The organism is Streptomyces tibetensis, from assembly GCF_007655005.1.
GTDB classification, from domain to species: domain Bacteria; phylum Actinomycetota; class Actinomycetes; order Streptomycetales; family Streptomycetaceae; genus Streptomyces; species Streptomyces tibetensis.
The window spans coordinates 102,055-121,446 of record NZ_SZVW01000008.1 but is presented as its reverse complement, the minus strand read 5'-3'; the positions used below and the strand labels follow the sequence as shown (position 1 = coordinate 121,446).

At 72.4% G+C, this 19,392-nt stretch carries 22 protein-coding genes and 1 tRNA gene; 8 read left to right on the top strand and 15 right to left on the bottom strand.

The features are described 5' to 3' along the window. Positions 1–32 precede the first annotated feature (32 nt). From FDO69_RS15535 to FDO69_RS15520, 4 genes are read right to left on the bottom strand one after another with little or no spacing between them, the layout of a single operon-like run. On the bottom strand, positions 33–1,013 hold the full coding sequence (locus tag FDO69_RS15535; protein ID WP_104780415.1) for an alpha-ketoacid dehydrogenase subunit beta: 981 nt from the start codon (positions 1,011–1,013) through the stop codon (positions 33–35). Next, positions 1,001–1,978 (bottom strand): thiamine pyrophosphate-dependent dehydrogenase E1 component subunit alpha, encoded by a 978-nt coding sequence (locus FDO69_RS15530; RefSeq protein WP_104780414.1) that lies wholly within the window; start codon positions 1,976–1,978, stop codon positions 1,001–1,003. The genes FDO69_RS15535 and FDO69_RS15530 overlap by 13 nt, the downstream gene beginning before the upstream one ends. Beyond that, positions 1,978–3,447 (bottom strand): M24 family metallopeptidase, encoded by a 1,470-nt coding sequence (locus tag FDO69_RS15525; RefSeq protein ID WP_234387945.1) that lies wholly within the window; start codon positions 3,445–3,447, stop codon positions 1,978–1,980. The genes FDO69_RS15530 and FDO69_RS15525 overlap by 1 nt, the downstream gene beginning before the upstream one ends. A 52-nt stretch (positions 3,448–3,499) precedes the next feature. Further along, positions 3,500–4,222 (bottom strand): helix-turn-helix domain-containing protein, encoded by a 723-nt coding sequence (locus FDO69_RS15520; protein WP_104780413.1) that lies wholly within the window; start codon positions 4,220–4,222, stop codon positions 3,500–3,502. Positions 4,223–4,425: 203 nt separating this feature from the next. Here FDO69_RS15520 and FDO69_RS15515 point away from each other — a divergent pair, with 203 nt between their 5' ends. The 6 genes from FDO69_RS15515 to FDO69_RS15490 all read left to right on the top strand — a co-directional run bounded on the left by FDO69_RS15515 (position 4,426) and on the right by FDO69_RS15490 (position 10,433). Continuing rightward, on the top strand, positions 4,426–5,241 hold the full coding sequence (locus tag FDO69_RS15515; RefSeq protein ID WP_104780412.1) for a hypothetical protein: 816 nt from the start codon (positions 4,426–4,428) through the stop codon (positions 5,239–5,241). Between the two features lie 140 nt (positions 5,242–5,381). Next, positions 5,382–6,194 carry an SAM-dependent methyltransferase gene (locus FDO69_RS15510; protein ID WP_104780411.1) on the top strand — a complete coding sequence of 271 codons (813 nt, stop codon included), beginning with the start codon at positions 5,382–5,384 and terminating at the stop codon, positions 6,192–6,194. Between the two features lie 46 nt (positions 6,195–6,240). Next, positions 6,241–7,644, top strand: a complete 1,404-nt coding sequence (locus FDO69_RS15505; protein ID WP_104780410.1) for a type I glutamate--ammonia ligase — start codon at positions 6,241–6,243, stop codon at positions 7,642–7,644. 1 nt (position 7,645) lies between these two features. Then, positions 7,646–8,785, top strand: coding sequence for an amidohydrolase family protein (locus FDO69_RS15500; RefSeq protein WP_104780409.1), 1,140 nt, complete (start codon positions 7,646–7,648; stop codon positions 8,783–8,785). A gap of 85 nt (positions 8,786–8,870) precedes the next feature. After that, a complete protein-coding gene (locus tag FDO69_RS15495; protein ID WP_167526612.1) occupies positions 8,871–9,398 on the top strand; it encodes an NUDIX hydrolase family protein in 528 nt (175 codons plus the stop codon). Positions 9,399–9,431: 33 nt separating this feature from the next. After that, complete coding sequence (locus tag FDO69_RS15490; protein WP_104780407.1) at positions 9,432–10,433, top strand: glycoside hydrolase family 43 protein; 1,002 nt, start codon at positions 9,432–9,434, stop codon at positions 10,431–10,433. Positions 10,434–10,499: 66 nt separating this feature from the next. Here the strand turns inward: FDO69_RS15490 and FDO69_RS15485 are convergent. Continuing rightward, positions 10,500–10,573: transfer RNA gene (locus FDO69_RS15485), tRNA-Pro, on the bottom strand. Positions 10,574–10,708: 135 nt separating this feature from the next. On the opposite strand from FDO69_RS15485, the gene FDO69_RS15480 reads away from it, so the two are divergent. Further along, entirely contained in the window at positions 10,709–11,419 is a 711-nt protein-coding gene (locus FDO69_RS15480; protein WP_104780406.1) for a thiamine pyrophosphate-dependent enzyme, read from the top strand. Between the two features lie 27 nt (positions 11,420–11,446). Then, positions 11,447–12,358, top strand: coding sequence for a transketolase family protein (locus tag FDO69_RS15475; RefSeq protein WP_104780405.1), 912 nt, complete (start codon positions 11,447–11,449; stop codon positions 12,356–12,358). Between the two features lie 13 nt (positions 12,359–12,371). Here the strand turns inward: FDO69_RS15475 and FDO69_RS15470 are convergent, their stop codons facing one another. The 10 genes from FDO69_RS15470 to FDO69_RS15425 form a co-directional block, all read right to left on the bottom strand. After that, positions 12,372–12,728: an MmcQ/YjbR family DNA-binding protein gene (locus tag FDO69_RS15470; protein ID WP_167526602.1), complete on the bottom strand. Its 357-nt coding sequence runs from the start codon at positions 12,726–12,728 to the stop codon at positions 12,372–12,374. 30 nt (positions 12,729–12,758) lie between these two features. Further along, a complete protein-coding gene (locus FDO69_RS15465) occupies positions 12,759–13,286 on the bottom strand; it encodes a GNAT family N-acetyltransferase (protein ID WP_104780403.1) in 528 nt (175 codons plus the stop codon). After that, the gene (locus FDO69_RS15460) at positions 13,283–13,855 is read right to left on the bottom strand and encodes a helix-turn-helix domain-containing protein (protein ID WP_104780402.1); all 573 of its coding nucleotides are present in this window, start codon (positions 13,853–13,855) and stop codon (positions 13,283–13,285) included. The genes FDO69_RS15465 and FDO69_RS15460 overlap by 4 nt, the downstream gene beginning before the upstream one ends. Before the next feature lie 46 nt (positions 13,856–13,901). Next, complete coding sequence (locus FDO69_RS15455) at positions 13,902–14,804, bottom strand: LysR family transcriptional regulator (protein WP_104780401.1); 903 nt, start codon at positions 14,802–14,804, stop codon at positions 13,902–13,904. A 26-nt stretch (positions 14,805–14,830) separates the two neighbouring features. After that, entirely contained in the window at positions 14,831–16,033 is a 1,203-nt protein-coding gene (locus tag FDO69_RS15450) for a glycine C-acetyltransferase (RefSeq protein WP_104780400.1), read from the bottom strand. Between the two features lie 36 nt (positions 16,034–16,069). Beyond that, positions 16,070–17,098 carry an L-threonine 3-dehydrogenase gene (gene tdh, locus FDO69_RS15445; protein WP_104780399.1) on the bottom strand — a complete coding sequence of 343 codons (1,029 nt, stop codon included), beginning with the start codon at positions 17,096–17,098 and terminating at the stop codon, positions 16,070–16,072. Between the two features lie 179 nt (positions 17,099–17,277). Continuing rightward, a complete protein-coding gene (locus FDO69_RS15440; protein WP_104780398.1) occupies positions 17,278–17,850 on the bottom strand; it encodes a GAF domain-containing protein in 573 nt (190 codons plus the stop codon). A gap of 61 nt (positions 17,851–17,911) precedes the next feature. Continuing rightward, a complete protein-coding gene (locus tag FDO69_RS15435; RefSeq protein ID WP_104780397.1) occupies positions 17,912–18,541 on the bottom strand; it encodes a GTP-binding protein in 630 nt (209 codons plus the stop codon). Then, positions 18,519–18,890: a DUF742 domain-containing protein gene (locus FDO69_RS15430; RefSeq protein ID WP_104780396.1), complete on the bottom strand. Its 372-nt coding sequence runs from the start codon at positions 18,888–18,890 to the stop codon at positions 18,519–18,521. Before FDO69_RS15430 ends, FDO69_RS15435 begins: the two co-directional genes overlap by 23 nt. 2 nt (positions 18,891–18,892) lie before the next feature. After that, positions 18,893–19,324, bottom strand: a complete 432-nt coding sequence (locus FDO69_RS15425) for a roadblock/LC7 domain-containing protein (protein ID WP_053671618.1) — start codon at positions 19,322–19,324, stop codon at positions 18,893–18,895. Positions 19,325–19,392 lie beyond the last annotated feature (68 nt).

Here is a 19,392-nt window from a genome sequence, read left to right as displayed (position 1 = left end):
TCCCATGGGGTGTGCGGTGGCGGGTGGGCGGCTCAGTAGGCGGCGAGTCGGCGAACCTCCGTGACGACCTTGTCGACGGTCGGGACGACCTGTTCCTCCAGCGCGTCGGCGAACGGCAGCGGGACGCACTCCCCCGCCACCCGCCGCACCGGCGCGTCCAGCAGCCCGAATCCCTCGTCGGCGACGACCGAGACGACGGTGGCGCCCCAGCCGCCCTGGTACGGGTTCTCCTCGACGGTGACGAGCCGGGAGGTCCTGCGCAGCGAGGCGAGGACGGTCGCGGCGTCGAGCGGGACCAGGCAACGCAGGTCGACCACCTCGGCCTCGACGCCCTCCCCGGCCAGGACCTCGGCGGCCTTCAAAGCCAGGGGAACCATCGACGCCAACGCGACGAGCGTGATGTCGCCACCCTCGCGGACGACCGCGGCCCGGCCCAGCTCGACGACGTGATCGGGCGGGGGCGGCGGGCCCTTGGTCGCGAGCAGTCCCTTGTGCTCGAAGAAGACCACCGGGTCGTCGCTGCGGATCGCGGCCGCCAACATGCCGATGACGTCGGCGGGTGTCGCCGGCGCCGCGACCTTGAGCCCGGGGACGGCCAGGGCCCAGTTCTCGGTGGCCTGGGAGTGCTGCGCGCCGAAGCCGAGTCCGCCGCCGTTGGCGGTGCGCACGACGAGGGGCACGGTCACCTGGCCGCCGGTCATGTAGCGGACCTTGGGGATCTCGTTGGCGAGGTAGTCCCAGCAGCAGGCCAGGAAGTCGGAGAACATGATCTCCGCCACGGGCCGCATCCCGGTCATGGCGGCGCCCATCGCCGCGCCCACGATGGCCTGTTCGGAGATGGGCGTGTCCCACACGCGCTCGGGTCCGAACTCCTCCAGCAGCCCCGTGGTCGTCTTGAACACTCCTCCGGCCGCGCCGATGTCCTCCCCGAGGCACACCACCGACGCGTCCCGCCGCATCTCGCGGGCGATGCCCTCGGCGACGGCGTCCCGGTAGGTGATCACGTCCGCCATGCGGCACCTCCGTCCGCCCACACGTCGGTCAGTGCCTCACGCGGATCGGGCGGCGGCGCGGCCTTCGCCGCCTCCACGGCCCGCTCCACCACGGCCCGGGCCCGCCCGTCGGCCCCGGCGACCGTCTCCTCGCCCACCCCGAGCTCGGCCAGGCGCCCCCGCGCGAGGTCCAACGGGTCGTGCTTGAGCCAGCGTTCGACCTCCTCGGCCGGGCGGTAGGCCGCCGGGTCGGCGCGACTGTGCCCGAAGTGGCGGTAGGTCTCGGCCTCCAGCACGGCCGGTCCCTCTCCGGCCCGGGCCCGCCGTGCCAGCCGCCCCACCGCCTCCTCGACCGCCACGACGTCGTTTCCGTCGACGACCTCGCCCGGGATGCCGTGGGCGGGGGCCCGGTCGGCGGCGGGGCGGGGCACGGCCGTGACGTCGGCGATCGGTGTGTACTCCATGTAGAGGTTGTTCTCGCACACGAACAGCACCGGCAGCTTCCACACGGCGGCCAGGTTGAGGGACTCGTGGAAGGCGCCGATGTTGGTCGCGCCGTCGCCGAAGAAGGCGACCGCGAGCTGCTCGGTGCCGCGCAGCCGGGCCGACCAGGCAGCGCCCACCGCCATCGGCAGATGGGCGCCGACGATGGCGTACGAACCGAGCATGCCGGTGGCCGCCTTGGTCAGGTGCATGGAGCCGCCCTTGGCCCGACACAGCCCGGTCGCCCGGCTCATCAGCTCCGCGAGGCACTCCTCGGGCGTGGCGCCCCGGGCGAGGGCGTGGTGGTGGCCCCTATAGGTGGCGAACACATAGTCGTCCGGGCGCAGGGCGGCGCTCGCGCCCACAGCGATCGCCTCCTGCCCGGCGGCCAGGTGCGTGGTGCCCTTCACCAGCCCCTGCAGGAACAGGTCGTGGGCGGCCTTCTCCGTCCGGCGGATGACGTTCATCCGCTCGTACCGGTCGAGGAGCGCGGTGGCGTCCATCAGCGGTCCTCGTGGCTCGTCCGCCGGCGGTCCGACGTGTGCGCGGATGAGCGGTCCCCGGTCACCGCGCGGGAGCGGTCCCCGGTGTCCGCGCGGGAGCGGTCCCCGGTGTCCGCGGGTGAGCGGTCCCGAGTCGTTGCCCGCACGCCGTCTTTGGTGTTGAGGTGGGACTGGGCCTCGCGGCGGGTGTTCAGTTCGCCGCCCACAGTCCAGTACTTGCGCCCGGCCACCAGCAGTTCCTCGGCGGGGAACTTGGTGATGACCTCGCAGCCCTCGGCGGTGACGACCAGTTCCTCCTCGATCCGGGCGGCGGACCAGCCGTCGGCGGCCGGCCAGTACGTCTCCAGGGCGAACACCATGCCCTCCTGCAGGACTTCGGGGTGGTCGAGGGAGACCAGCCGGCTGAAGATCGGCTTCTCCCAGATCGACAGGCCGACGCCGTGGCCGTACTGGAGGGCGAAGGCGGCGGTCTCGTCGGCGAAGCCGAACTCCTCGGCGCGCGGCCAGACCCGCACGATGTCGGCGGTGGTGGCACCCGGCCGGACCAGGGCGATCGCCTCGTCCATGTACTCCCGGCAGCGCACGTACGCGTCCCGCTGCGCCCGCGACGCGCTGCCCACGGCGAACGTCCGGTAGTAGCAGGTGCGGTAGCCGAGGTGGCTGTGCAGGATGTCGAAGAAGGCGGGGTCGCCGGGGCGGATCAGACGGTCGCTGTAGACGTGCGGATGCGGCGAACAGCGTTCGCCCGAGATGGCGTTGACCCCTTCGACGTACTCGCTGCCGAGGTCGTACAGCACCTTGCTGACCACGCCGACGCACTCGTTCTCGCGCACCCCCGGGCGCAGGTACCCGTACAGCTCCTCGTAGGCCGCGTCGACCATGGCGCAGGCCTGGGTGAGCAGGGCGATCTCGTCGCCGGTCTTGATGCGCCGGGCCTCCAGGAACACCTGCTGTCCGTCGACGACGTCGACGCCCTCGGCGCGCAGCGCGGAAAGGACCGGCATCTCGGCGACGTCGACGCCGAGGGGTTCGCCCGCGAGCCCGTGGTCGCGCAGCTCGGCGGCGATCTTGGCCGCCACGTCCTCGGCGATCCCGGCGTCCGGGTGGAAGGCGCCGCGCAGGGTGGAGATGCCGGCCCGGGCGCCGGTGGGCGGGCCGCCCTCGCCGTCGCCGTAGTCGAGCCAGGGGTTGTACAGCTGGTGGTGGCGGGCGGCGGAGCCGAAGTCCCAGACGACCGGTTCGCCGTCGCGCACCAGCAGGGCGAAGCGGATCAGTTTGTCCATCGCCCAGGTGCCGATGTGGGTGGCCGTCATGTAGCGGATGTTGGCGAAGTCGAAGCTGAGCACCGCGCCGAGCTCGGAGCGGTTCAGTGATGCGTGCAGCCGGGCCAGCCGCTGTCCACGCAGCCGGTCCAGGTCGATGCGCTCTTCCCAGTCGACGGCGTTGGGGCCGTATGTGCGGATCGCCATGGCGACCACCCCCACTTCGGAGTGAACGCCCGTGGGCGATGGGTGTCAAGCGTCACTGAACATCGCCGGACACGAACCAGACGCCCATCGCGGGTACCTCTCCATCGTTGCGGTAGCGGTGGGGGGTCGTCGACTCGAAGCAGACGGAATCGCCCGGCCGCAGTGTGTACTCCTCGAAGGCGAGGGTGAGGATCAGCTCGCCGGAGGTCAGATAGCCGTACTCGGTGCCGGGGTGCCGCATCAGCGCTCCCGAGCCGGAGGACGATCCCCCGGGCCGGTACGTCACCAGCAGGAAGTCGGTGTCCACGCCCGGGACCCGCCCGAGCCGCTCCCACACCACCCCCGAGTCCAGCTCCAGCGTCTCGCGCCCGCCCGCGGCGACCAGCGGCCCGATCCGCCGCCCCGACTCGGCGGCGAGGGCCGCGAGGGCAAGCGGCACGGTGGCGGGGGACGCCGTGAGCGGCACGGTGGAGGGGGACGCGGCGGGCGGCACGGTGGCGGGGGACGCGGCGGGCGGGCCCGCGGGCCGGGTCGTGGCGGGCGGGATCGACGCGGCCTCCTCCCGGGCGTCGAAGAGCGACTCCACGGAGATCCCCAGCGTCGTGGTGATCGCGTACAGCGTGCTGACGGACGGCTGGCTCTTGCCGGTCTCGATCTGCGACACGAGACTCGCCGACACCCCGATCTCCCGGGCCAGCGCGCGCAGGCTCGTCCCGCGCTCCAGGCGCGCCTGCCGGATGCGCGCGCCGACGGGCGGCACGACGGCGGGAGACACGGGCGGCTCCTCTGCTCGGTCGGGAAAACGGTGCACGCTGTGCAGCTTCATTGAACAGCGCGCGCAAGGCCTGGCGCCAGGGCCCCGCAGGTGTGCCCCGAGCGGCGGCCAGGTGCTCACCCGAACGGTCCGACGCCGGTGGTGGACCGCCAAGGGCGGTGGTGCGCTGAGGGCACGCGTCACGTTCTCAGGAGGCACTCCCGATGACCCGTCGTCCGTCCAGGCTCGTCCGTGTTCTCTCCTCTTCGCTGGCGGCAGGCACGCTGCTCTCCACCGCCGCCTGCTCGGACGACGCCGGCACGGACGGTTCGCGGGTCTCCGGCGTCACCGCGTCCCAGGTCGCCGAGATGCGGCAGACGCCCTCCCCCACCGCCACCCTCTCCACGGACGGCGCGCGCACGGCCCTGATCACCGAGGCGGACATCGAGGACGACTGGACTCAGGTCAAGGACACGGAGGCGGAGAACTGGCACGACAGCCTCCTCATCGGCACCGTCGACGTCTCCGACTTCCTCACCGCCAAGGCCCAGGCCTCCGACTGCCAGCGGCTCATGGACTCCCTGTTCGACGACGATCTGCTGGGCAGGCCGTCGGGCGCGTCCGAGTTGCGCGGCTTCGAGCAGGGCGACTCCCGCCTGCTGTACCAGGTCGCCTCCTACGACCGGACCGATCCGCAGGACTCCCTGAACTGGATGGCGACCCTGCCGGAGAAGTGCGACCAGTTCACCGTGACCGACGGCAAGGACAAGCGCACCGTCCAGGTCATCGAGATCTCACTGCCCAAGGTGGGCGACGCCCGGCAGGGCCTGCGCGTGACGGTGCAGGGCTCGGCCGGCGGCGACGACGCCACACTGACCCTGGACGTCGCCGCCGTACGGGTCGGCGACGACGCGATCACCGTCACGGCGGGCGGACTCGACGGGGACGAGAACGACTCCACCAAGCAGGCGGTGCAGCAGGGCACCCAGCGACTGCAGGACGTCCTGGCCGGCAAGTCGCCCGCAGCGAGCCCCACCTAGGCCGTCCGACACGCCGACAAGCTCCTCTCCAGCGCCAACCGCCGTTCCCGCTCCGCCGATTCCCGGGACAGCTGATCACCGGAGCGGCACAATGACGGCGGTGACCGGCTTGGGTCGTGCGTGCGAGGAGAGGACGAGTCGTGAGTGATGGCCACACCCCTTCGGGAGGGTCCACGAGACTGAACACCGGTGTGGCGCACAACGCGCGCGTGTGGAACTACTGGATCGGCGGCAAGGACAACTACGAGGTCGACCAGCGGGTCGGCGAGCACGTCGCCGGCATGTTCCCGATCATCCGGGACATCGCCCGGGCGGACCGGGACTTCCTCGGCCGGGCCGTGTCGGTCCTCGCCGGTGACCGTGGAGTACGGCAGTTCCTGGACATCGGCACGGGACTGCCGACGGCGGACAACACCCACGAGATCGCCCAGCGGCTGGCGCCCGACTCGCGCGTCGTCTACGTCGACAACGACCCGATCGTGCTGGTGCACGCCCGCACCCTGCTCACCGGCACCCCCGACGGCGTCACCGACTACGTCGACGCCGATGTGCACGACCCGGACGCCATCGTCGAACGGGCCGGGCGCACCCTCGACCTCACCGAACCCGTCGCCGTGATGATGCTGGGCATCCTCAATTTCGTCCTGGACGTCGACAAGGCCCGGGACATCGTCCGCCGGGTGATGGCCGCGGTGCCCTCCGGCAGCTTCCTGGTCCTCACCCACCCGACCTTCGACGACGAGCTGGGCGGCGCGGGCCAGATCCCGGCCATGAAGTTCTGGAACGAGAACGCCACTCCCCCGATCACGGCCCGCAGCGGCGCGGACATCGCCGCGTTCTTCGAGGGCCTGGAGCTGCTCGAACCCGGCATGGTGTCGTGCGGGCAGTGGCGCGCCGAGCCCGGATCGGCCGTCGTGGTACCGCAGTACGGCGCGGTGGCCGTCAAGCCCTGACGGCGCCGCCCTCGTCGCAGAAGTCCGGCAAACCGCGGGAGGACGCATGACCACCCTGGCCGATCCCGTGCCCGGCGGCCGTCCCGGCGACGTCGAGCGGGCCACCGCGCTGAGCGGCGAGCTCGCCGGCCGGGGTGTGCACGGTGTGGTGCTGGCCTACGTCGACACCGCGGGCATCGGCCGGGTGAAGACCGTCCCGACGGCCCGGCTCTCCTCCGCCGCGGCCTGGGGCGTCGGCATGTCGCCGGTGTTCGACACGTTCCTGGCGGACGACTCCATCGTCACCACCGACGTCCTGGGCTCCCCCGACGGCGACCTGCGCCTGTACCCGGCTCTGGAGCGGCTCGTCGTCCTGTCCGGGCAGCCCGGCTGGGCCTGGACGCCGGTGGACCGGATCACCCAGGACGGCGAGCGGCACCCCGGCTGCACCCGCACGTTCCTGCGCCGGATCGTCACCGAGGCGGCCGAGCGGCACGGCCTCACCTTCAAGGCGGCCATCGAGGTCGAGTGGACGGTGGCCCGGGGCGACGCCCCCGGCGACGCGTTCGTGCCCGCGACGACCGGACCGGCGTACGGGGCGACCCGGCAGGTCGAGCTCTGTGACTACACCGCCGACGTGCTGGCGGCGTGCGCGGCCCAGGGCATCGAGGTCGAACAGCTGCATCCCGAGTACGCGGCCGGGCAGTTCGAGATCTCGGTGGGTGCCGTCGATCCGGTGGCGGCGGCCGACCTCAGCGTGCTGGTCCGGCAGACCGTCCGGGCGGTGGCAGGGCGGCACGGGCTGAGGGTGTCGTTCGCCCCGGCCGTCGTGGGCCGGGGCGTGGGGAACGGCGGGCACGTCCACCTGTCCGCCTGGCGCGACGGGGTCAACCTGCACTCCGGCGGCGCCGGCCGGTACGGCATGACCGCCGAGGCGGAATCGTTGACGGCCGGCATCCTCGCCCACCTGCCCGCCCTCACGGCCGTCACCGCCCCGAGCCCCGCCAGCTACCTGCGGCTCAGGCCCTCCCAGTGGGCCGGGGTGTTCACCGCCTGGGGCCGCGAGACCCGGGAGACCGCGCTCCGCGTCGTCACCGGCACCGCGGGCCTGCGCGACCGGGCCGCCAACCTGGAGATCAAGCCCGTCGACCTGGCCGCCAACCCCTACCTCGCGATCGGCTCCCTGATCGTCGCCGGGCTGGACGGCCTGACCTCGTCCGCCGCCCTCCCCGACGAGACCACCGGCGATCCGGCCCACCTGGGCGAGGCCGAGGCGGCGGGCCGGGGCGTGCGGCGGCTGCCGGTGTCTTTGGAGCAGGCCGTCGAGGAGTTCCGCGCGGACGAGGCCCTGCGCGCGGCCCTCGGCCCGGTCCTGGCCGACGCGGTGATCGCCGTACGCCTCGGGGAACTGGCGTCCGTCGCCGGTCTGGACGACGACCGGGTGGCGGCGGCGTACCGCTGGACGTACTGACATGACCGCGGTCCGCGAGGCGCTCGACTCCGTACGGCTGGTCGACCACCACTGCCACGGCACCGTCACGGCCGACCTCGGCCGGGACGCCTTCGAGTCGCTCCTCACGGAGGGCGAGGCCTGGCCGGGCACCTCGCCCTTCGACAGCCCGGTGGGCGTGGCCGTGCGCCGGCACTGCGCGCCCCTGCTCGACCTGCCCCGGCACGCTCCCCCCGGGGAGTACCTCGCCCGCCGCACGGAACTCGGCTGGCGCGAGGTGCAGCGCCGCTTCCTGCGCGCGACGGGCACGGACGTCTTCTGCGTCGACACCGGCTACGCCCCCGACCGCATCACCACGCCCCGGGACATCGCCGAGGCCGCGGGCGGGGCGTCGTACGAAGTCGTGCGGCTGGAGGGCGTCGCGGAGTCGGTGGGGGCCGCGGGCGTCGAACCCGAGACCTACGCGGACGCCTTCCGCACGGCCGCGCTGGACGCGGTGCGGCGGCCCGGCGTGGTGGCCGTGAAGTCGGTTGCGGCCTACCGCACCGGTTTCGATCTGGACCCGGCCCGCCCGTCGGACGCGGAGGTCACCAAGGCGGCCCGGTCCTGGCTCGGCAGAGGGGGCCGTCTCGACGACCCGGTCCTCATGCGGCACCTGCTGTGGACCGCCGTCGACCTCGGTCTGCCGCTCCAGCTGCACACCGGTTTCGGCGACAACGACATCCGGCTGCACCGCGTGGACCCCACCCACCTCACGGACTGGCTGCACCTCACCGCCGGGACGGTCCCCGTCCTGCTCCTGCACTGCTGGCCCTACCAGCGGCAGGCCGCCTACCTGGCGGCGGTCTTCGAGCAGGTCTACCTCGACGTCGGCCTCACCCTCCACCACGTCGGGCCCGCCCGTGCCGGTGCGGTCCTCGCGGAGGCCCTGGAGATCACACCGTTCCGCAAGCTGCTGTACAGCTCCGACGCCTACGGTGTGCCCGAGTTCCACCACCTCGGGGCGCTCGCCTTCCGGCAGGGGCTCGCGGGGCTGCTCCAGGAGCGGGTGGACGCCGACGAGCTGGCCCTGCCGGACGCGCTGCGGATCGCCCGCTGGGCGGGTCGGGACAACGCCCTGCGGGTCTACCGGCTGCAGAACGAGTGGCCTCAGGACGATTGAACAGGCGTGGGGCCGGTCACAGTTCCCCTGAAGCGGCTACCCAGGAAGTCCGAACGGCTGAAAGTATGATCAAGCAATGTCTGACATGACCGAAACCACGCCCGGCTGGCTGTCCTCCGACGAACTGGAGATGACACGTGCCCGCATGCCGATCCTGTACGTCGAGGCCGTCCCGGTACGCGTCGACGACAGCGGCGAAGTGACCAGTGTCGGCCTGCTGCTGCGCATCGGGCCCGACGGCACGGTCAGCCGGACGCTGGTATCCGGCCGCGTGCTGCACCACGAGCGCGTCCGCGACGCCCTCCTGCGCCACCTGGAGAAGGACCTCGGCCCGGTCGCGCTGCCCCGCGTCCCGGCGTCGCTCCAGCCGTTCACGGTCGCGGAGTACTTCCCGACGCACGGCGTCACGCCGTACCACGACCCGCGCCAGCACGCGGTGTCCCTCGCCTACATCGTGCCGGTGACGGGCGACTGCCGGCCTCGGCAGGACGCCCTCGACCTGGTGTGGTTCAGCCCGCAGGACGCCGTCTCGGAGGCGGTGCAGAGCGAGATGCCGGGCGGGCACGGGGTGCTGCTGAAGCAGGCGCTGGCGCATGCGGGCTGCGGGATCTGACCGTCCCGGGCGGTCAGGAAAGGACCTCCACCGATGCGGCTTCCCGGCATGCCGCTGCACGACCCGTTCGTCGTCGCCGACGACGCGACACGCACCTACCACCTCTACACGTCCAACGTTCCCGCGGTGTCGGGCGTGGGCGGCACCGGCACGATGGTCTATCGCAGCCGTGACCTGCGCGACTGGACGCCGCCGGTGGTGGTCTTCCTGACGGCCGGGCAGGAGGACCTCTGGGCCACCGACGGCGCGTGGGCGCCGGAAGTGCACGCGTGGGACGGCAGGTACTACCTGTTCACCACGCTGCACAACGCGGACCGGCCACTTCCGGTTCCGACGCCGAACCAGTGGGGTGTGCCCTTCCGGACCCCGACCCACATGCGCGGCACGGTCACCGCGGTCTCCGACTCCCTGCTCGGCCCCTTCACGGTGCTCGACCCGTCGCGCCCGGTACCGCCCGAGCACCTCATGACCCTGGACGGCACGCTGTACGTCGACCCGTCCGGTCAGCCCTGGATGGTGTACGCGCACGAGTGGCTGCAGACCATCGACGGAACGATGGAGGCGGTCCGTCTGACCCCGGACCTGTCCCGCTCGGTCGGCGATCCGGTGTTCCTCTTCAAGGCGTCGGACGCGCCCTGGACCGGTGAGCAGATTCCCGCCGGCGTCCCGCACCAGTTGCCGCCCTACATCACCGACGGCCCCCAGCTGTCCCGCACCCCCGACGGCTGCCTGCTCATGCTCTGGTCGACCTACGAGAAGAACGTGGCCGGCCAGGACGGCACGGTCAGCGGCGGCTACGCGCAGACCTACGCCGTGTCCGGCTCCGGGGACCTCACGGGGCCGTGGGAGCAACGCCGTCCGCTGGTCCGCGACGACAGCGGCCACGGCATGCTCTTTCACACCTTCGACGGCCGGCTGATGATGATCCTCCACCGGCCCTTCGAGAACGCCCGCGGCAAGCTGTACGAGATGCGGCTCGACGGCCACGAGCTGGAGATCGTGCGCCGGTGCGACGACCTGGACGGTGGCGGCTGACGTCGGCCGGACCCTCCGACGCGATCAGCGGGCCCGCCGATACCGGCGGACCCGCTGATCATTCTGTCGGGACGACAGGATTTGAACCTGCGACCCCTTGACCCCCAGTCAAGTGCGCTACCAAGCTGCGCCACGTCCCGTTGCCCGTCTGACCTGGGGGTTCCCCCGGCCGAACGCGCAGGGAAACAATACCGCACTCGCACCGCTGATCGCGCATCCGTTTCCGGCGAACGCCACTTGACCTCAAGTTTGGTTGAGGTTGCACGCTCGTCGTCATGACCGACGCGACACTGACGCACACGCACGCGTACACCTATGCCGACCTGCCGGGGCTGATGGGCCTGATGACCGGCGACGAGAAGCACGGCCCGGCCGCGACGTCCACGCTGGACGTGCTGTGGGTCCTCTACGACCGGGTGCTGCGGGTGAGCCCGGAGGGCCTGGAGGACCCGGGACGGGACCGGTTCCTGCTGTCGAAGGGGCACGGGCCGATGGCGTACTACGCCGTGCTGGCCGCCAAGCGCTTCCTGCCGGTGGAGTGGCTGCCCGGCTTCGGCTCCTACGACTCCCCGCTCGGCCACCACCCCGACCGGACGCTCGTGCCGGGGGCCGAGATCGGCAGCGGATCGCTGGGGCACGGGCTGCCCATCGCCGTCGGGACGGCGCTGGGGCTGCGTGCCCAGGGGCTCGACGAGCCGCGGGTGTGGGCGCTGATCGGGGACGCCGAGTTGGACGAGGGCAGCAACCACGAGGCGATCGCCTTCGCCGGGCCCGCCGGGCTCGACCGGCTGCACACCGTCGTCGTCGACAACGCCTCCGCCGCATACGCGCGGCCCGGCGGGATCGCCGCCCGCTTCGAGGCGGCGGGCTGGTCCGCGCTGACCGTCGACGGCCGTGATCACGACGCCCTGTACGCCGCCTTCACCGCGCCGCACCCGGGTCGCCCGCACGTGGTCGTGGCCCGGGTCGAGCCGAAGTCCGCCTGAGCCCCGCACCGAAAGGAACCTTTCCCCATGGACACCATGCGTGACCGTTTCGCCCCCGTCGTCTCCCGGCTCCTCGACGAGGATCCCCGGGTCGCCGTGGTCCTGGCCGCGATCGGCACGGACGGCTTCGCGGGGGCCGCCCGCCGCCATCCCGGCCGGGTCGTCGACGTCGGCATCCGTGAGCAGCTCCTGATCGGGGCGGCGGCGGGGCTGGCACTGACGGGGCTGCGGCCCGTCGTGCACACCTTCGCCAGCTTCCTCGTGGAGCGGCCCTTCGAGCAGGTCAAGCTGGACCTCGGGCACCAGGACGCGGGGGCGGTGCTGGTGAGCGCCGCCGCCTCCTACGACTGGCCGGCCGGCGGCTACACCCACATGGCACCGGGCGACGTGGCGTTGCTCGACACCCTGGACGGCTGGACCGTCCATGTGCCAGGGCACCCGGACGAGGCCGAGACGCTGCTGCGGCACGCGGTCGCCGCGGGCGATGACAAGGTGTACGTACGGCTGTCCGTCCAGGCCAACGGACAGGCGCTGCCGGTCGACGGCGAGCGCTTCCGTACGGTCCGCGAGGGGCGCTCCGGCGTGGTGGGCGCCGTCGGGCCGATGCTCGACGCCGTACTCGCCGCCACCGAGGGACTGGACGTCACCGTCCTGTACGCGACCACCGTCCGCCCCTTCGACGGCGCCACCCTGCGCCGGGCCACCGAGACGGCAGGGACGGACGTCGTCCTCGTCGAGCCCTACCTGGCGGGCACCTCGACGGCCGCCGCGAACGACGCGCTGTCGGATGTGCCGCACCGGGTCCTCGGACTGGGCGTGGGACGCCGAGAGCTGCGGCGGTACGGGCAGGTGGAGGAGCATGTCACCGCCCACGGCCTCGACGCCCGGTCGCTGCGGGAGCGCATCGGGGGCTTCGTCGGGGCGGGCGTCCGGGTGTGAGACCGGGCGGACGTCACTGCGCCGGGAGGCCGAGCCGGGGGTGGGTTTCAAGGAGCCGGGTCGGGGCCGCCTGGCGCCAGGAGTCGGCGAGGATGTCCCGCAACTCCCCCTCGTCCTCGATGGCTTCGAGCCTGGCCCGCACCCAGGCGAACTGGGACTCGTGGTCGGCGATCCAGAACTTCCCCGGCTCGGCGAGCACCAGCTCGTTCCGCTCCTCCTTGGGGCAGCGCACGGCGATGGAGGTCTCGTCCTCCGGCAGCGTGGCGAACATCTTCCCCGCGACCCGGAACGTGGGCATGCTCCAGGCGATCTTCTCCGTCGTGTCCGGCAGGGACAGGGCGATCCGTCGTACGTCTTCGGCATCCGGCATGGCAGGCACCGTATCGGCTCCCACTGACAATTACCTGGTGAGAGCGGCTGCCGGTACGCGCTTGTAGTAGATCGTCGTCGGCCGCAGCACCCCGCCGGGATCGGCCGCGTAGTCGGGGATCGCGCCGATCGGGGTCCACCCGGCGGACCGGTACAGGCGCTCGGCGGGGCTGCCGGTCTCGGTGTCCAGGTGCAGGAGAGTGAGACCGGCCGCCGCTGCCGCGTCCTGCGCCGTGGCCAGGAGCCCGCGGCCGAGACCGCGGCCACGGGCCTCCCGGTGCACCATCAGCTTCACGAGCTCGGCGCGGTGCCGGCTGTTGGTCTTGCCGGGGAAGGCCAGGCTCACGGTGCCGAGCACCCGCTCCCCCTCGCACGAGACCCAGACGGCGAGCCGGCCCGCGGCGACGTCCGCGGCCCGCTCCTCCCACCAGGTCAGGGCTTCCGCCCGGGTGAGCGGGGCGAGGAATCCGACCGACGCACCACCGTTCACGGTGTCGCACAGCAGATCCGCCAACGTCCCCGCGCGCTCCAGGAGCCTGGCCTCGTCCAGGCGGATCACGGCCGCACCACCGCCAGCAGGTACCGCACGCCCGCGGGAGCGGTACACCGGAACCGGGTCGGGCCCCACACGCGCATCCTCAGGCAGTCGCCGGTGGCGAGGTGGTGTTCGGTGTCCTGGGCGGTCACGTCCAGGGCCCCCTCCAGGATCCAGATGTGCTGCTCCAGCCCGGCCAGGGGCGGACGGTCGTAGGCGATGTCGGCGCCGGGCGCGAGGCGGGCCTCGATCAGCTCGCCGCGCAGGGCGGTGTGCGGGGGCGACACGGAGCGCCGTACGAAGCCGGAGGCCCGGTCCTGCCACACGGGCTGCCCGGCGGAGCGGACCACCGTCTCCGGTTCCGCCTCGACCTCGCTGAGCAGCTGGGACATGGTGCGTCCGTAGACGGCGCAGAGGCGGTTCAGGAGTGCGGCCGTCGGGCTGATCTCCGCCCGCTCGGCCCGGGACAGGGTCGAGCGGCTCACCCCGCTGCGGTCCGCCAACTCGCCCAGGGACCAGCCGTGTTCGGCCCTCAGTTCGGCCAGGCGTACGCCCAGCCGGGCGTCGACGGGGTCCACCTCGTCATGTCTCATATCCGGGACGCTATCCCGGATATGAGACGGCCGCGTTACGAGGTGCTCACACCCGGGCCGCGGCGCCGAGCGCGTCCAGCACGGGGCGGATGAGCGGGTGCTCCTCGGCTCCCCTGCGGACGGCGGCGAAGACCCGGCGGGTGGGGGGCGTCCCGTCGACGGGGCGGACGACCACTCCGGTGAGGTCCATGCCGCGCAGTGCCGAGCGCGGCACCAGGGCGACGCCCGCGTCGGCGGAGGCGATGGCGACGACCGCGCGGAAGTCGTCCGAGGAGTGCTCCATGCGCGGCTGGAACCCGGCGTTCTCGCAGGCCAGGACCACCACGTCATGGCAGGGATTGCCGGGGTACGGGCCGATCCACGCGTCCTTGGCCAGTTCGGCGAGCGGCACCTCGGGCGTGCCCGCCAGGCGGTGACCGACCGGCAGGACCGCGTCGAAGGGCTCGGCGTACAGCGGTACGTGGGCCAGTCGCGGGTCGTCGGCGGGCGGGGCCCCGCGGTACTCGACGGCGACCGCGACATCGACCTGCCGGTCCAGCACCATCGGCAGGCTGGCGTCGCCCTCGGCGTCCTGGACGCGGATGCGGATCCCGGGTGCCGACCGGGCGAGACCGGCCACGGCGGGCGCGACGACCAGGGCGATGCCGGTGGCGAAGGAGGCGACCGTGACGGTGCCGGCCGCGCCCGAGCTGTACGCGGCGAGCTCGGCCTCGGCCCGCTCCAGCTGGGCGAGGACCGCATTGGTGTGGTTGAGCAGGATCTCCCCGGCGGGGGTGAGCCGTACGCCCTTGGCGCCTCGCTCGACGAGCCGGTGGCCGGTCTCCTGCTCCAGGGCGGCGAGCTGCTGGGAGACGGCCGACGGGGTGAGATACAGCGCGGCGGCAGCCGCCGTCACCGTACGGTGGTCGGCCACCGCCCGGAGGATGTGGAGCCGCCGCGCTTCGATCATGCGATCGATTGTCTCAAACGCGTCCCTCAGGCCTGCTCGGAGTCCAGCTGGGCCCGGGCCGCCACGAAGGCGTCCACCGCGCGGTTGACGTCGTCCGTGGAGTGCGCGGCCGACAGCTGGACGCGGATCCTGGCCTGGCCCTGCGGCACCACCGGGTACGAGAAGCCGATGACGTAGACGCCGCGTTCCAGCAGCAGCTCCGCCATGCGGCCGGCGACCGCCGCGTCGCCGATCATCACCGGGGCGATGGCGTGGTCGCCGGGGAGCACGTCGAAGCCCTCCTCGGTCATGCGGCCGCGGAACAGGGCCGTGTTCTCTGCCAGCCGGACGCGCAGGTCGTCCGCCGACTCCAGCAGGTCGATGACCTTGAGGGAGGCCGCCGCGATCACCGGGGCGAGCGTGTTGGAGAACAGGTACGGCCGCGAGCGCTGGCGCAGCAGGGCGACGATCTCGGCGCGGGCCGCGACGTAGCCGCCGGAGGCGCCGCCGAGGGCCTTGCCGAGGGTGCCGGTGATGATGTCGACGCGGTCCATGACGCCGTGCAGTTCGGGCGTGCCCCGGCCGCCGGGGCCGACGAAACCGACCGCGTGGGAGTCGTCGACCATGACCATCGCGTCGTAGCGGTCGGCGAGGTCGCAGATCTCGCGCAGCGGGGCGACGTATCCGTCCATGGAGAAGACGCCGTCGGTGACGATCAGGCGGCGGCGCGCGTCGGAGGCCTCCTTGAGGCGGGCCTCCAGCTCGGCGAGGTCGCGGTTGGCGTAGCGCAGGCGGCGGGCCTTGGACAGACGGATGCCGTCGATGATGGAGGCGTGGTTGAGCGCGTCGGAGATGACCGCGTCCTCCGCGCCGAGCAGCGTCTCGAACACGCCGCCGTTGGCGTCGAAGCAGGAGGAGTAGAGGATGGTGTCCTCCTGGCCGAGGAACGCCGAGAGCCTGGCCTCGAGTTCCTTGTGCACCTCCTGGGTGCCGCAGATGAAGCGGACGGAGGCCATGCCGTAACCCCAGCGGTCCAGGGCCTCGTGGGCGGCGGCGACGACCTCGGGGTGGTCGGCGAGGCCGAGGTAGTTGTTGGCGCAGAAGTTGAGGACCTCGCCGGGGCGGCCGCCCGCGGTGACGTTCACGGTGGCGGACTGCGGACTGCCGATCACGCGCTCGGGCTTGTGCAGGCCGGCGGCGCGGATCTCGTCGAGGGTGGCGCGCAGGTCGTCGCGCACGGAGTCGAACATGGGGGAAGCTCCTAGGGTGCTCGCGGAGAAAGGGAGTTACGCCGTCCAGTCGAGGATGACCTTGCCGCCGCGGCCGCTCGCCGCGTCCTCGAACGCCGCCTCGAAGTCGCGGTGGCCGTAGCGGCCGGTGATGACGGGTGCGAGGTCCAGGCCGGCCTCCATCAGGACCGACATGGCGTACCAGGTCTCGAACATCTCGCGGCCGTAGATGCCCTTGATGGTGATCATCGAGGTGACGACGCGGGCCCAGTCGACGGGGAACTCCTGCGCGGGCAGGCCGAGCATGGCGATGCGGCCGCCATGGGTCATGTTGGCGATCATGTCGCGCAGAGCCTCGGGGCGGCCGGACATCTCCAGGCCGATGTCGAAGCCCTCGCGCAGTCCGAGCGTGCGCTGCCCGTCGGCGATCGTCGAGCCGGAGACGTCCAGCGCCAGGCTGACACCGATCTTGCGGGCCAGCTCCAGCCGCTCCGGGCTGACGTCGGTGATCACGACGTTGCGGGCGCCGGCGTGCCGGGCCACGGCGGCGGCCATCAGGCCGATGGGGCCGGCGCCGGTGATCAGGACGTCCTCGCCGACGAGCGGGAACGACAGGGCGGTGTGCACGGCGTTGCCGAACGGGTCGAAGATCGCGGCCACGTCGAGGTCGACGGGCACCCGGTGCACCCAGACGTTGGCGGCGGGCAGGGCGACGTACTCGGCGAACGCCCCGTCCCGGCCCACGCCCAGCCCCACGGTGGCCCGGCAGAGGTGCCGGCGGCCGGCCTGGCAGTTGCGGCACTTGCCGCACACCAGGTGGCCCTCGCCGCTGACCCGATCGCCGATGCCGATGTCGGTGACGTCCCGCCCGGTCTCGACGACCTCGCCGACGAACTCGTGCCCGAGCACGAGCGGGGTGCTGATCGCCTGCTGCGCCCAGCCGTCCCAGGCCCTGATGTGCAGGTCGGTGCCGCAGATGCCGGTGCGCAGCACCTTGATGAGCACGTCTTTGGGCCCGACGGTGGGCTCGGGGACGTCCGCGAGCCACAGCCCGGGTTCCGCCTTCTGCTTGACCAGCGCCTTCACCGCTACGGCTCCTGTGGGTGAGTCCCGGCTCCGGGCATGCCGAAGGAACCCCTGGACCGGGAGAGGAGTGGGATCGCACTGCAATCTGCCGTACGGCGGCCTGCCGGTCCATCGAGGATTTCTTAACCGCCGCCTCAGCTTTCCTTCACGCCCCAGGGGTCCTGTGGGAACCCGCGGCGTCAGTAGGGCGGCAGGCCGTCGCGGCTCTCCAGCTCCACGACGAGCAGCGAAGCGTGTTCCTTGATCGCCGTCAGGCCGGGTTTCCCCCACGGTCGCGGCGCGACGTCCGCCACGCTGACCGTGCCCAGTACCAGGCCCGTGCCGTCGATGAGCGGTGCCCCCAGATAGGAGCGGATGCCGAACTCGTCGACCACCGGGTTGCCCGCGAACCGCGGATAGTCGGCGACGTCCTCCAGGGCGAGGGCCTTGCGGCGCGCCACCACATGGGGGCAGAAGCCGTGGTCGCGGGGCAGGGCACGGCCGAGGCGCGGGCCGGTGCCGTCGCTGCGCACGACCGGGGGGACAGCCGGCACGTACAGGCCCGCGTAGAACTGCCCCTGTTGGCCGGGGAAGTTGACCATGGCGTACGGCGCCCCGGTGAACTCGGCGAGGCGCTGCGCGAAGGCGTCGAGTGCGGGTTCGGGGCGCTCCCCCAGGCCCAGTCGGCGCAGTCGGCCGGTGCGGGCGGGGGCCTCCCTGTCCTCGGGTGTGAGCAGCAGACGACCGGCCGGGCGCGGCGGGTCGTAGGTCATGGGCATGCTCCCGGGCTGTGGGTTTGCGTCATGTACGGGCTCCCTGGGGGATGTGAAGGGGTCACGTGTGGGCGCCATATCCCGAAGCAGGGGCCGGCGTGTGGGCGATGAGGTGGCGCACCAGGGTCAGCAGGGTCTGGACCCCGGAGCTGGAGATCCGCGCGTCGCAGCACACGACGGGGACGTCCGCGGACAGATCCAGGGCACCGCGCACCTCATCCGGGTCGTAGCGGTGGGCGCCGTCGAACTCGTTGACGGCGACGATGAATCCGAGGCCGCGCTGCTCGAAGAAGTCGACGGCCGCGAAGCACTCCTGGAGCCGGCGGGTGTCGGCGAGGATGACCGCGCCGAGCGCGCCCTCGCACAACTCGTCCCACATGAACCAGAACCGCTCCTGCCCGGGCGTCCCGAACAGGTACAGCACGTGCCGCGGGTCGAGGGTGATGCGGCCGAAGTCCATGGCCACGGTCGTCTCGAGCTTGTTCTCGATGCCGTCGAGATTGTCGGTCGCGGCGCCGACGGTGGTGAGCAGCTCCTCCGTGCTGAGCGGCGCGATCTCGCTGACCGCGCCGACGAAGGTCGTCTTGCCCACGCCGAACCCGCCCGCCACCAGGATCTTCAGCGCGGTGGGGAACGGGTCGGCGCCGTGGCCCGGTCCGTCGGTGTAGTCAGAGCTGTCGTCGTAGTCCATCGAGCACTGCCTCCAGAAGGGCCCGGTCCGTCGGGTTGTGGTGGAACGCGGGGGGCTTGGTCGTCAGCGCCCCGCAGTCGACGAGGTCCGCCAGCAGCACCTTGGTGACGGCCACCGGCAGTGTGAGATGGGCGGCGACCTCGGCGACGGCGACGGGCACCCGGCACCGCTCGATCGCCTGCGCGTGTTCCGGGCCGAGATAGCCGAGGGGGGTCGCCCCGGTGGCCATCACCTGCGACACGAGGTCGAGCGCGACGGTCGGACGGGTGCGGCCGTTGCTGACCGTGAACGGCCGCACCAGCCGCCCGGCCGCATCGTCGAGCCAGGGCCCGTCACCGGCCGCCGTCACGCTCAAGGCCTCATCGCCGGGGAATCGACGGACTGCCGGGGAGCGGTCACCAGGTAGGGGCGGACGCTCTTGACCAGCATCGCCATCTCGTAGCCCAGCACGGCCGCGTCGGCCTCGCGGCCGGCGAGCACGGCCAGGCAGGTGCCCGAGCCCGCGGTGGTGACGAACAGCAGGGTCGAGGCGAGTTCGACGACGACCTGCCGCACGTCGCCGCCGTCGCCGAAACGGACTCCTGCGCTACGGCCGAGGGAGTACAGGCCGGAGGCCAGCGCTGCCATGTGGTCGGCGCTGTCCGGATCGAGGCCGTGCACGGACTTCACGAGCCCGTCGCAGGACAGGAGCACCGCGGCGGTCGTGTGCGGTACGCGCTGCACGAGGCCGCTCATCAGCCAGTCGAGATCGGAAACATGGGCGGTCGGCGCATCGCTCGCCATGGTGGATCGACTCCTTGGGGTACGAAGGTCTGGGGGAGCGCTGGGGGTGGGGGTGGAAATCGGGGTGG

Coding starts and splice junctions, on each gene's coding strand:
- FDO69_RS15535 (WP_104780415.1), bottom strand. CDS start 1,013: ATGGCGGACGTGATCACCTACCGGGACGCCGTCGCCGAGGGCATCGCC.
- FDO69_RS15530 (WP_104780414.1), bottom strand. CDS start 1,978: ATGGACGCCACCGCGCTCCTCGACCGGTACGAGCGGATGAACGTCATC.
- FDO69_RS15525 (WP_234387945.1), bottom strand. CDS start 3,447: ATGGCGATCCGCACATACGGCCCCAACGCCGTCGACTGGGAAGAGCGC.
- FDO69_RS15515 (WP_104780412.1), top strand. CDS start 4,426: ATGACCCGTCGTCCGTCCAGGCTCGTCCGTGTTCTCTCCTCTTCGCTG.
- FDO69_RS15505 (WP_104780410.1), top strand. CDS start 6,241: ATGACCACCCTGGCCGATCCCGTGCCCGGCGGCCGTCCCGGCGACGTC.
- FDO69_RS15500 (WP_104780409.1), top strand. CDS start 7,646: ATGACCGCGGTCCGCGAGGCGCTCGACTCCGTACGGCTGGTCGACCAC.
- FDO69_RS15495 (WP_167526612.1), top strand. CDS start 8,871: ATGACCGAAACCACGCCCGGCTGGCTGTCCTCCGACGAACTGGAGATG.
- FDO69_RS15490 (WP_104780407.1), top strand. CDS start 9,432: ATGCGGCTTCCCGGCATGCCGCTGCACGACCCGTTCGTCGTCGCCGAC.
- FDO69_RS15480 (WP_104780406.1), top strand. CDS start 10,709: ATGACCGACGCGACACTGACGCACACGCACGCGTACACCTATGCCGAC.
- FDO69_RS15475 (WP_104780405.1), top strand. CDS start 11,447: ATGGACACCATGCGTGACCGTTTCGCCCCCGTCGTCTCCCGGCTCCTC.
- FDO69_RS15470 (WP_167526602.1), bottom strand. CDS start 12,728: ATGCCGGATGCCGAAGACGTACGACGGATCGCCCTGTCCCTGCCGGAC.
- FDO69_RS15460 (WP_104780402.1), bottom strand. CDS start 13,855: ATGAGACATGACGAGGTGGACCCCGTCGACGCCCGGCTGGGCGTACGC.
- FDO69_RS15455 (WP_104780401.1), bottom strand. CDS start 14,804: ATGATCGAAGCGCGGCGGCTCCACATCCTCCGGGCGGTGGCCGACCAC.
- FDO69_RS15450 (WP_104780400.1), bottom strand. CDS start 16,033: ATGTTCGACTCCGTGCGCGACGACCTGCGCGCCACCCTCGACGAGATC.
- FDO69_RS15440 (WP_104780398.1), bottom strand. CDS start 17,850: ATGACCTACGACCCGCCGCGCCCGGCCGGTCGTCTGCTGCTCACACCC.
- FDO69_RS15435 (WP_104780397.1), bottom strand. CDS start 18,541: ATGGACTACGACGACAGCTCTGACTACACCGACGGACCGGGCCACGGC.
- FDO69_RS15425 (WP_053671618.1), bottom strand. CDS start 19,324: ATGGCGAGCGATGCGCCGACCGCCCATGTTTCCGATCTCGACTGGCTG.